The following is an 11,917-nucleotide window of genomic DNA, read 5'->3' on the forward strand; positions in this document are numbered from 1 at the left end:
ATTTATCTGTTGTGGAACGGGCATCTTGCCCGTTCTTGACAATGCCACATCTCAGTTGAAAATAATTCGGCGACTGAAATATAAATTTCAAAAAGTCGTCAAAAAACCACTGGGGAATCGCTGCATTGTTATACTCAAGTGGTAACTGATAAGCGTCGCGGTACAGCATCGCTGCGAGGAGATATTGCATCTTCTCGGCAATTTCCCCTCCTTCAACAAGTTTCGAGGATAACTGCTGGACAAAACTTTGTTCTGACTCAGTTAAAGTTTCATTTTTGAGGGCGCTATCTAGGAGCAATTTATGAGCTTTTCCCGTGTCTTTCAAGTAAGCACTTTCTAATTTTTTCGCTGGCAAATTCAGCCAATATTCAGCTAGCTGTTGGCGGTAGGAGCGCAGCGCGAGAAGAGGCTGTTTTGAGGGGGATTTATTGTATTGCTCAAGCATTGCTGACAATTCTGATAAACTCGGCTGGGTTCTCAATGCCAACTTTTGGCGGATTGTCTGTTTAATTTGTTGATTCAAGAAACTGTAATCAGGAGCATTTAGTAGTTTTTTGTAAAATCTGACTACATCCTTATGATTTTCCCCAGCAGCGAAGTTTTTCCAAGTTTGTTGTTCGGGATGAATCCGCAGGGAGGACAGTTTTTCGTCTACAAATCCGATATGATAGTTGCCCATGATTCGCCACCACATATCTAAGTCTACATACTGAGATAATCCCGAATCAAATAATCCTATTTCTTCAAATACTCGCGCGGCAATTAAGACGGTACTAGGTTCGCCAATTTTGTTTATCGGGTTGTTCAAGCAGTTAGTATCTGCCAGTAATTGTTTTCCGGGCTGAAGAGATTTTAAATTCGACCAACTTTTATGCAAATCTTTAATTGATTGAGAAGCTCTCCGCAAAATCGGGTTAGATTCATTTTCAGCTATGGTGATGCCACGCGGGGAGAAAACCATACCTATTTCTGGGTTTTTTTGGGCGACTGCGACCATTTTTTCAATACATTCTGGTGCGAGCAAGTCGTCTTGAAACAGAAATTTAATGTATTGACCTTTTGCTTGGGATATGCAGAAGTTCCAGTTTTGTGATAAGCCGTAGTTGCGGTGCAGTACGATGCGGAAATCGACTGAGGTTTGTAATTGGAATGATTGGGCGATCGCAATTGTGCTGTCTGTGGAGCCGTCGTCGGATATAATCAGTTCTATGTTAGCGTAGGTTTGGGCCAAAGCACTTTGAATTGCTTCCCCAATAAATTTTTCTCCGTTGTATGTTGGAATGCAAATGCTAACCTTCGGCTGCTCGTTTTGTACTTCTGCTTTGGATTGATTTTTTTGCTGTGATGGTGGCAAGTCTGCCCTAATTTTGGCAGACTTCGCTGTGGCTGTTCCTGACAGAGGTATGCTTTGAAAGTTATCGGTAATCTCGGCAATATATTCGAGACGTTTTCTAATTTTATTGCCTGTAACTTGCGGGTGGAGTAAAGTCTTAATTTCCTCAGCAGCTATCGCTCCAATTTCTTGAGCTTCCCGGTAATTGTTGAAGACGTACCGCATTAAATCCGCAGCGTGTTCGACATCCGCTTCGGCCCAAACATTGCCTTTTTTGTAAGGCCCGAAATCTTTCTCAAGTGGGATTAATTTATACTTGACTAAATAGCTATTGCCGACATTCATAAATTCTGTATTTGATGAATAGCCGGTGGCAATTACGGGTTTCCCGTAAAACATTGCTTCAGCCATTGTTAAGCCAAATCCTTCGCAGCGGTGCAGGGATACATAACAGTCGCAATTGTAGAGCAAACCGTTAAGTTTATTTTTGGACAAATACCCGTCTAGATGTTTGATATTTGAATAATTGGCGATGGCAGAATTTAATAAGTTTTTCTGCTCTAAATTTCTGTTTGAATTAGAAGATTTGATAATCAACAATAGGCGGTCATCTTCGCCAAAAGCTTGTTTAAATGCTTGTATGGCCACTAAAGGATTTTTGCGCTCGATGCGGCTGGAAAAGTCGAATACAAACAAGAAAATAAATTTATCTTTAGGTAAACTCAGTGCTTCTCTGTTCAGGGAAGGTGCGGGGAGAGCAATACTGGGCATAATTTTGATCACGGGAATTGGCGCAAGTGCCGAAATTGCCTCGGCGCAATAGTTGCTGTAAGTCCATATTTCGTGAAAGTGATTAAATGCTGGCTGCCATTCTGGGGGAAATGCGGGAAGTTCCCAAGCCCAAAAGCCGATATTGTATTTGTTTTCAAAATAGGTGGAACCTGTATGTTTGATAAAGGTTGCAATTTCATCGGCGTTAACTTGAATTAAGTTGACGGGATGGGGATTGTCTTGGCTAAAGTTTTGATAGGTAGTGTCTTGTTTGCGGTGGGGACTGCGGGTAAAATTGTTGATGACGAAGGGAATGTTGGCGGCTTCTGCGGCTCTGATGTTTGCTCTGACACCTTCTCCTATGCCAAATTCGCCGTTGATGTAGCCGGCGATGTTCATTCCTAGATTAGGGTTCATAGTTTCTAATGTATTCAGCAAATTGTTGTGTTGATTTTTGAAAAAAAAGCAGAATTAATTGAGAGTCTCAATCGCGCTCAATGAGGGTATGGGTTGAGAAAAAATTATAATTTTGCTCAATATTTGCTAAGATATGGCAATCCTTGTAGGATGGGTGAATAAGATTAAATGAACCGCAAAGGGCGCAGAGAACGCAGAGGAAGAGAAGAGAGGGAAGGGAAAGGGTTGGTAACAGAAAATTGGGTGCTTGACAAATGTGCCGATCGCCATTGTATACTGGCATCGCAATGCTAACCTTCGGCTGGTTGTCTGTCGGCATGGGTTGCTCTGTTTTATTTTACGATAAACTAATCAGGAATTTTAGAGAAAGTGATCGATCGCGTCAACCACGACCTCTTGAAGCTGCTACCGCCGGATGCTAAAGTCATTGTCGAAATTGGCTGCGGTACGGGCTCGACGGGCGAACAGTACAAGCTGATCAATCCCCATTGTCAGTATATTGGCATTGAATGCGATCGAGAAAAAGCTAAAATTGCAGTCGATCGCCTAAACTGGGTGACGGTAGCCGATATTGAAGAAATTGCCCTCGAAAGTCTCGACATCGCCCCAGGAACCGTCGATTGTTTGGTTTTTGGCGACTTGCTACCCTATCTCAAAAACCCTTGGGATGTCCTCAAGCAGTACAGTGCTTTGCTGAATCCAGATGGGCAAATTCTCGCTAGAATCCCTAATGTTCAATACTGGCGGCGGATTGTCAATCTGTTGCGGGGACAGTGGGAAAATCCCGACAGCAAGATGCAGCACTGGTTTACCCTAGAAAGTATTAAATCACTATTTGCTCAAGCCGGATTGCAGGTTTACGAATTTCAAGGGAAGGGACACAAAACCGAAAATTTTGTCCACTTTCAGGAATTACTACATCCAATGGTAAAGGCTTTAGAGATCACATCGAGCAGTTTTGCTACGGAAACGGGTGCTGAATATTATATCGTGCGATCGACCAAATCGACCGTACCTGCGCGCAGATTGCTGATTCACACTATCATTATGGCTCCTACAGGGTGCGATCGTGTGCGAGTTTTGGAACCGGACAATTTTAGCGCTACAATTCCCGGTGTCCGCACCGTATCCAGTGTGAAAGCAGCAGAATTAATTCCGCCGCTGTCTGGAGAAGAAAAAGTCTTCATCTGGCAGCGGACAATCATGCAATATCCCGCCTACATTCCCCAACTCAAAGCACTCCTGCAACAAGGCTATTTAATAGTAGCTGAAATTGACGACAATCCCATTCGTCGCCGCGAATACGCCGACAATAATTACCTCAGCTATCGCGGCTGTCACTGCGTTCAAACTTCTACGGAACCGCTAGCAAAAATTTTACGACGCTACAATCCTAATGTTGCAGTATTTCCCAATCAATTAGCTTATCTACCTCCGCCGCGAATTTATCCCACAGAAGATACAGTCACCATCTTTTTTGGTGCACTCAACCGCGAAAAAGATTGGCAGCCGATTATGGCAGCGGTAAATCGAGTTTTAGTTGCACACAAGCACCGGATTCGAGTTAAAGTAATCCACGACCGCAGATTTTTTGAAGCCTTAAAAATACAACAAAAAGAATTTGAACCATTTTGCAGTTACGAACGGTATCAAGAAATAATGTACAGTTGCGATATAGCTTTACTGCCGCTCGTTGCTAACCCGGTTAACGAAATGAAATCCGACTTAAAATTTATTGAATGTGCAGCGCGGGGAGTAGCGGTGCTGGCAAGTCCCACTGTGTACGAACATTCGATTGTCGAAGGTGAAACCGGATTTATTTATAGATATGAAAAAGAGTTTGAAACCAAACTAAATTCGCTGATTTCAGACACTTCTATGCGCCGGGAAATAGCCGCCAATGCTTACGAATGGGTGCGGGACAACCGCTTGCTGTGCGGGCACTACCGGCAGCGCCGAGATTGGTACTTACAGATGCGAGACGAGTTGCCACGTTTAAATGCTGAGCTGCGCGATCACCTGCCGGAGTTATTTGGTGACTAAGTGCGGTAAAATTTATAGGGTTATTGTGCGATCGTTCTGTTTTATTGTTTAATTTCTAATTGTTAATCCACACCAATGCGAATTCTCTTCACTATTGCTCACTTTTACAATCCCAGCGGCGAGGGGAAACACGCTTCCCAGCGAAATGATCCGCAACCACGACTAAACGCTTTAACCGCTTGCGTGACATCGCTGCAAGCTTTGTACGGCAAATCTCAGTCGATGATTGACATTAGCGAATGTGCAACTATCCCAGCAAATCAATCTCAACAACACGAAATTGACATTGTTGTTTGCACTACTCAAGGCTATCATCTGTTGCCTCAACTGCCAGTGCAGCCCAGATGTTTTATGCACCACGCTACAAAATGCGAACCGCTGCTATTGGGGTTTGAGTGTCAAGCAGTTTTGCGAGCGTGTCTTAACAAATACGATTATTTCTGTTATTTGGAAGATGATTTAGTTCTGCATGATCCGTGGTTTTTTAGTAAATTAAAGTGGTTTACGCATCACGGAGGAAATGGGAATTTGCTGCAACCTAATCGCTATGAAATATCGCCTAAAGGCGCGGTTTTTAAAGCATATGTTGATGGTGACTTAGCAGAATCAGCGACTTCTCAGTTTCAAAATGTAGAGGAGCAGCGGCAGTTAATGGGAAAAATCATGGAACAAACAATCGCTTTTGAGCGGGCGTTGAATCCTCATTCCGGCTGCTATTTTTTGAATGCGGAACAGATGGCACACTGGGCTAAGCAGTCTCATTTTTTGGACAGAGATACTAGCTTTATCGGCCCGCTGGAAAGTGCCGCGACTTTAGGAATTATGCGGACTTTTAGAGTTTACAAGTCAACTCCTTCCTATGCTAATTTTTTGGAGGTTCAACATTTTGGAGCGAGTTTTCTGAACTTGATTGGTAATAAGGTGAGGGTGCCGGAAGCAGGATGAGTTAAGATATTCACGTAAGCTGCAATACTTGAGAGGTAGCATGACCCCGGCAACCGAAAAGATTGTCCTTCCCTCTCCCTTCCCCGACCACACTCAACTGCCAGAGGAAGATGGCACTTTCGTGAAGAATTTTCAGGAGCATCCCCAGAGCATTATTTTGACTGATTCTATCGGGTCGGTATTGCAAGAGCTTCATCCCGATGGGCAATATGCTATAGGGCAAGACTGCGGCATCTACTGGCGAGAAACTGACCCGCTTGAAAAGGGAGCGGAAGCTCCTGATTGGTTCTACGTGCCGAATGTGCCACCAAGACTAGGAAATCAGATTCGTCGCTCTTACGTGCTGTGGCGGGAATTCATGGCCCCGATGATTGCTTTGGAGTTCGCATCGGGAGACGGTTCTCAAGAGCGAGACACAACGCCGCTATCGTACTCAGAAGTCGAATCGGCGCCAAGACCTGGGAAGTTTTGGGTCTATGAGCGGATCGTGCGGATTCCGTATTATGGCATCTATGAGATCAATAGTGGCAGGCTGGAGGTTTACAGCCTGAACAATGGGTTTTACCAGCCGTTGCTTCCGAACGATCGCGGTCATTATCCGATCGCGCCAATGGGCGTAGAATTAGGACTGTGGCAAGGCAGTTATCAAAACCAGACAATGCTGTGGCTGCGGTGGTGGGACAGCGAGGGCAATTTGCTGCTGACAGGTACAGAACGAGCTGCTGTCGAACAGCAACGAGCTTCCTTAGCAGAGCAGGCTTTGAGTGCAGAAGCCCAAGCACGGCGGGATGCCATCCCTCGGTTGTTGGCTATGGGATTGAATACACAGCAAGTGGCAGAAGCACTGGGTTTATCAGTAGAGGAAGTTAGGCAGCATTCACAATCTTAATGTTGCTTTTTATTAAGAAGTCAAAACATCGCCGATTTTAACTGTGCCGCTGTTAATAATTTTGGCTAAAACTCCTGTTTGTGCGTGACCGAATTCCTGTTGGAGTAAACTGAGTAGGGAAATATCCCGATCGCCTGTTTCTGGATTCACTTCTATATTGACGCAGCGGCCGATTCGTGCTGTAACTTCTATGCGCGCCGTGCCTAATTGAAACTGTTTTCCGATCAACTCAAATTCTGACCAAGCTGCCATACCTTCTAGCACAATGTTCGGGCGAAATCGGCCCACGTCAATGTTTTGAAGAGCGATTTCTGTTAATTGGTCTAATGTGGCTTGACTGAGTAAAGAAATGTGTACGGGTTCTCGATCGGGATAACGAGTTTCGCCGCTGGTGTCGCCGACTAAGTGCAAAGGTGCAAACTGCGGGTGTCTCGCTTCTTTTGTGGGTTCAATTGCCGCCAGATATTCTGTGAAAAAAGTGCCGATGCGATCGCGCCCCGCTGCTGTGTTCGTTTCTGCGGATAATACTTCAACTCCTTGACGCTTGACTGTTAAAACCGTCGTTTCCGGTTGATAATCACATTGCAAAGCTGCTAACAGAGGCCAATCGTTTTGAACGGCAAAATGTTTTTTGCTCATCCAAGGCATATTTTGGGCGGGCATCTTAGCAGCTTCAAGATTATCTGCAAACATCAGGGCAAAAGCTCGATCGCCCTTAATTCCGTGTCCGGCTGTTAAAGCAAACTCCGACATTGGTTGCGGTGTCAGCCCTTTAATTGGATAAATAAATAACTGTTTTATTGTTGCTACTGTCATATTTTTTTTAGCTTTGCTTCAATTTATAATGAACTATAGCCCCCTTAAAAAGCCGATATAGGGGGCATAAGCTATTTCACAAACATTAATAAAATTGCTATAAAAACCCGATTAAGCTAGCAATTCATAGCGACGAATATCTGGAGGCCCAACGGCCAAACCGTCTAATTTCTGCACGGCGTCTTGAATGTGAGTTGAACCGAGATGTAGTTCGAGCAAATCTGCACTTTCCCACTCTTCAACAAACGTAAAATCTGTGGGATCGGCTTGATTTTGCAGGAGTTCGTATTTGATGCAGCCTTTTTCTTTGCGAGTGGGCTCCATAATGCTCAGCAGCAGAGATTTAAGTTCTGCTACTTTGTCGGGAAAGGCGGCGAGGCGGGCGACTACTCGCAAGGTTGTTTTGGACATAGGAGAAAAAAGTCACAGATAGGACGATCGAATTTACCGATTTTTATTTGGCAAACTCAACAATAGAGGATTTTACTTAAAATAACCTAAATAGGTCGATCGGTCAACGGCGGCCTAATCAGTCCAAGACACGCTCAAGTCTCAGAAACATCATATCTTGCACCATTGTCAATAAGCTTTTTATGGGCGGGCTAGAAGCCCACCCTACAAGAAAACTCATTCTTTGTGGAACAGGCATCTTGCCTGTTCTTGAGAATTGTCCAAGATGTAAGAGAAACCCCGTTTCTTCACAAATTCTTCGTTAGCAACCGCAGAGCGTCGTATAAACCGGGTTTCTTGATATATTTGGGCGAATACCGGAGGAACTCAATCTTTGGGATAAAATCGCTTGTTTTCTGTAGAATATTCCCAGGCGAGATCCTCCGGGTCTTTTTCGCGGCTCCACTGAGCAAACTCCGGCTTAAGTTTCCACTTGCCGATCGTAGTTGCGTGAACTTTGAACCTGCGGGAGAGTTCCGTCTGGGTAAAAGAGATTTTGGGCTTTTGAGGAGTCTTGGTTTGAGCAATGGGGAATAAATTTGGTTTTTTATCTTGTGCTTTTTCCAGATTTGTGGGAGGCTCTTGAACAGCTATTCCCGCATTAGCTGTTTCGCTTTGATTGACAGGTGGAGCTATTTGAAAATAATACAAAATTCCGCCTTGTTCCGTCACCTCAAAATCCGCGGCAAACTCAGAAGCCCGTTCGTCGAGATACTCTTGAACCTTTTCTCCCGGGAGTTTCGCATTCATCGCCAAATCCAAAGCCGTAACTCGCCCTTGATTTTCCTTGATCAACTTATAGAAAACCGAGTCTAAATGAGCGAGTTTATGTTTTTGCTGCTGCTGGTAGAGCTTGTAAGCCCAAGCAATGCCAGCTGTAGTGGCGATCGCCCAAAACATCCTTCCCGACTCGAAACTGGCAACCGCCGTCAAGGAAATAGGCAAAAGCAGGGTAAGATATCCCCAAATGCTTCCCTTCTTTAGGTTATTGCTGTTTTTGACCATAGTTCCTAAACAGGTACGTAGTTTAGCTTAGTAGAGCGTGTCTGAATGCCGCGAAAGTTTTTCGACAGTCGATATATCGATCGGCCCGCTGACACACCCAAAAACGGATACTGTGCCGCGTACACTCGCCTTGTGGACAATCCCTAATTTTAGACCAAAGTTCCAGATCCTTTGATGCAATGTCGCAAGTAAATCGAAAATCGAAAATCGAAAATCGAGTGACGCACTCTACTACAAAATCCCAGAATCTACTTTTTTTGCAACCGAGGTTTCATGTACTTTTTTCGCAAACAGATTGCCATCCTGCTGATAGTTGTTGCTTGCTGTACGCTGACGATTAGTTGCAGCGATAGCCGAGCTGTCCAGTGTACTAAATTTACTGAAATTGTCAACAAAGGCAACGCTCTCATTGATGTTGATAAAGACAGCAACGATGCTGCAACGACCGACAAGTTAGCTAAAAATTTGAACCTGATAGCGAATGAACTTGAGGATCTGCGAATAACAGATTCAACCCTCAAAGAAATTCAGGAGCCATCGGTTAAATCCTTCCAGGAAATTAGTCAAGCCCTCGGCGACATAAGCAAAAGTCTTCAGGCTGCAAATCTCGCTTCTACAAGTATAGAAGGTCGAGAGCAAATCCAAACAGCTCAAGCAGATATTATCAGAGCCGGCCAACAGGCGAATCAAGCAGCCGCAAATCAAGACGCTTTGACTAGCAAACTGATTAATTATTGTAAGGGCGATCGCTAAAGGCTAAGAGTTTTGAGTTTTGAGATGGCCACGCGAACCCCAACAACCCACGGGGGGTGAATGAATTTGAGGAATGCGTCGCCTTCACCTACTATCTACCCCTTTGCAATTACCCAATTTAGTGATGAATTTCTAGATTCAAAATATAGCAACCGAGTTGCACTTTCTCCGACCACAACTCGTATTCTAACTGCAAGTGTCCGGGCTCCGGCTTTCCTGTCAGCGTCAAGTTGCGGGTGAAGTTGCGGAGTCGCAACTGTTCGGGAGTCGCCAGCGATTCGCCCTGAAGCCAATAACGGCTCAGGCCGTACATTCCTCGTTCCCAGCAGTGGCGGTAACTGTATTTGCCGTTTCCTTGCATGGTCATAATGACTCGATAGGGCGAAACTTCTAGCCAGAGCAACCGGGGTTTTGTAGTTGGGGGCAAGATTGTAACTTGCTCGGCAGATTCGTCGGAGCCGTCGGAAAATTGGCGATCGATTATTGCTGGTTCGTGCAGCAACAAGTGAAAGCGATCCTGGTCTTTTTGATAAAGCGTACCAGCGGTTTCAACAACTGACCACAATGGTAAATCTGTGGATACCAGCGATAAACTTACAGGCTTGCGGTGATGGGTCAGCATAAATAAAAGTTTAGGAGTTGTTGTGGATCGGGTGGTTTGAGATTTGAGATTTTAGACTTTAGATTTTAGATTGGCTGGCTTCCAAATTCCGGAGCTTTTGCTTAAAAAAATGAAAAATCTACAACTCGCAATCGAAAATCTAAAATTGTTTAGTCACAATTCAATCATCTGGTCGATAACTGAGAGCTGGACATGAAATCTAAGCAAATACACGGATAATATTTGTGAAATTAATGTGAAATCCGTGCCGTTGCGTCCGCACTCCCGTGTCATCGAAAACTGACAGCGCAGTCTCCGGGCGAGTTTAATCAGCCTTTAAGTTAACCGGACACATTGGGAAAAAAACCGCAGGCCGTACAAAAGACAACTGACTTAGGACTGGGAAAAAGGTAGGATAGCTAACGCCATCCAATCCTAGTTTATCTCAATGCAAGCTGACATTATCACTACTACGCTTCTTGACAAAAGCCAAACTTTAAGCATTCAAAAACCTGCCTCGGGCTTGTCGCTGGTGGGGAGGATTCGAGTGCCAGGGGATAAGTCGATTTCTCACCGAGCTTTGATGTTGGGCGCGATCGCCCAAGGTAAAACTACAATTGAGGGACTACTCCTAGGAGAAGACCCCCGCAGCACGGCTAAATGTTTCTCGCTCCTCGGAGCCAAAGTTTCTGAACTCAACGCGGAACGGGTGACAGTCACGGGTGTCGGAATTGGCGAGTTAGAGGAGCCTGTGGAAGTCTTGGATGCGGGTAATTCCGGCACGACGATGCGGCTGATGTTGGGAATTTTAGCGTCTCATCCGGGGCGTTTTTATGCAGTAACGGGTGACAGTTCTTTGCGATCGCGCCCCATGTCGCGCGTCATTAAACCCCTGCAACAAATGGGAGCGCAAATTTGGGGTCGAAAAAGCAATTCTTTAGCTCCCTTAGCGATACTGGGACAGCAGTTAAAACCGATTCACTACCATTCTCCGATCGCCTCGGCTCAAGTTAAATCTTGCATTTTGCTCGCCGGTTTGATGGCCAGCGGAGAAACTACAGTCACAGAACCCGCTCTGTCGCGGGATCACAGCGAGCGGATGCTGCGAGCGTTTGGAGCCCAATTGAGCGTCGATCCAGAAACTTGTAGCGTGACAGTAACTGGGCCGACACAACTGCAAGGGCAGAATGTGATTGTACCGGGGGATATTAGTTCGGCGGCATTTTGGCTAGTTGCTGGGGCGATCGTCCCGGGTTCGGAACTCGTAGTCGAAAATGTCGGCGTCAACCCAACTCGTACAGGCATTTTGGAAGCTTTGGAAATGATGGGGGCCGACATTGAACTGCAAAATCAGCGAGAGGCGGCTGGGGAACCTGTAGCGGATATTTTGGTTCGCAGTTCCGGCAAATTGCGGGGATGCACCATTGCGGGCGACTTAATTCCCCGACTGATTGACGAAATCCCGATTTTGGCCGTAGCCGCGATCTTTGCGTCCGGTACTACAATAATTCGAGATGCAGCCGAGTTGCGGGTCAAAGAGAGCGATCGGCTGGCCGTGACTGCCGCAGAACTCAACCGCATGGGAGCCCAAATTTCCGAGTTACCCGACGGTTTAGAAATTACCGGGGGAACTCCTTTGATCGGTGCGGATGTAGACAGCTACACCGACCACAGAATAGCGATGAGTTTGGCGATCGCAGCCCTCAACGCCACAGGTATTACTAACATTCACCGGGCAGAAGCTGCTGCTATTTCATACCCCGACTTTACCGCCACTTTACAACAAGTTTGCCATCCAAATTGAGAGCGGGAGAGTGAGAGAGAGGGAGAGGGAGGAGTGGGAGAAGTGGGAGATTAGGAGATGAGAGAGTGGTAAAAATCCTCTTTCTTCCTT

Annotated in this window: 10 protein-coding genes; 5 read left to right on the top strand and 5 right to left on the bottom strand. The window is 45.5% G+C overall.

Features of this window, described 5'->3' with window-relative positions; all coding sequences use genetic code 11:
* On the bottom strand, positions 1-2,521 hold a 2,521-nt coding region (locus tag QUA44_RS12025), incomplete at its 3' end, for a glycosyltransferase (RefSeq protein WP_333251004.1).
* A 369-nt stretch (positions 2,522-2,890) separates the two neighbouring features.
* Here QUA44_RS12025 and QUA44_RS12030 point away from each other — a divergent pair.
* From QUA44_RS12030 to QUA44_RS12040, 3 genes are all read left to right on the top strand, one after another.
* The gene (locus tag QUA44_RS12030) at positions 2,891-4,564 is read left to right on the top strand and encodes a methyltransferase domain-containing protein (RefSeq protein ID WP_333251006.1); all 1,674 of its coding nucleotides are present in this window, start codon (positions 2,891-2,893) and stop codon (positions 4,562-4,564) included.
* Between the two features lie 75 nt (positions 4,565-4,639).
* Complete coding sequence (locus QUA44_RS12035; protein WP_333251008.1) at positions 4,640-5,509, top strand: calcium-binding protein; 870 nt, start codon at positions 4,640-4,642, stop codon at positions 5,507-5,509.
* A gap of 40 nt (positions 5,510-5,549) precedes the next feature.
* Positions 5,550-6,398: a Uma2 family endonuclease gene (locus tag QUA44_RS12040; RefSeq protein ID WP_333251011.1), complete on the top strand. Its 849-nt coding sequence runs from the start codon at positions 5,550-5,552 to the stop codon at positions 6,396-6,398.
* A 12-nt stretch (positions 6,399-6,410) separates the two neighbouring features.
* On the opposite strand, the gene QUA44_RS12045 is transcribed toward QUA44_RS12040, so the two are convergent.
* From QUA44_RS12045 to QUA44_RS12055, 3 genes are all read right to left on the bottom strand, one after another.
* Complete coding sequence (locus QUA44_RS12045; protein ID WP_333251013.1) at positions 6,411-7,214, bottom strand: MOSC domain-containing protein; 804 nt, start codon at positions 7,212-7,214, stop codon at positions 6,411-6,413.
* 111 nt (positions 7,215-7,325) lie between these two features.
* Positions 7,326-7,625 (bottom strand): putative quinol monooxygenase, encoded by a 300-nt coding sequence (locus QUA44_RS12050; RefSeq protein WP_190656699.1) that lies wholly within the window; start codon positions 7,623-7,625, stop codon positions 7,326-7,328.
* 366 nt (positions 7,626-7,991) lie between these two features.
* Entirely contained in the window at positions 7,992-8,669 is a 678-nt protein-coding gene (locus QUA44_RS12055; protein WP_333251015.1) for a hypothetical protein, read from the bottom strand.
* A 273-nt stretch (positions 8,670-8,942) separates the two neighbouring features.
* On the opposite strand from QUA44_RS12055, the gene QUA44_RS12060 reads away from it, so the two are divergent.
* Positions 8,943-9,422: a hypothetical protein gene (locus QUA44_RS12060; protein ID WP_333251018.1), complete on the top strand. Its 480-nt coding sequence runs from the start codon at positions 8,943-8,945 to the stop codon at positions 9,420-9,422.
* A gap of 118 nt (positions 9,423-9,540) precedes the next feature.
* Here the strand turns inward: QUA44_RS12060 and QUA44_RS12065 are convergent, their stop codons facing one another.
* On the bottom strand, positions 9,541-10,044 hold the full coding sequence (locus tag QUA44_RS12065; RefSeq protein ID WP_333251021.1) for a hypothetical protein: 504 nt from the start codon (positions 10,042-10,044) through the stop codon (positions 9,541-9,543).
* A gap of 427 nt (positions 10,045-10,471) precedes the next feature.
* Here QUA44_RS12065 and aroA point away from each other — a divergent pair, with 427 nt between their 5' ends.
* On the top strand, positions 10,472-11,827 hold the full coding sequence (aroA, locus tag QUA44_RS12070; RefSeq protein ID WP_333251023.1) for a 3-phosphoshikimate 1-carboxyvinyltransferase: 1,356 nt from the start codon (positions 10,472-10,474) through the stop codon (positions 11,825-11,827).
* The last annotated feature ends 90 nt before the right edge of the window (positions 11,828-11,917 follow it).

The organism is Microcoleus sp. N9_A2, assembly GCF_036701775.1.
Taxonomy (GTDB): domain Bacteria; phylum Cyanobacteriota; class Cyanobacteriia; order Cyanobacteriales; family Microcoleaceae; genus Microcoleus.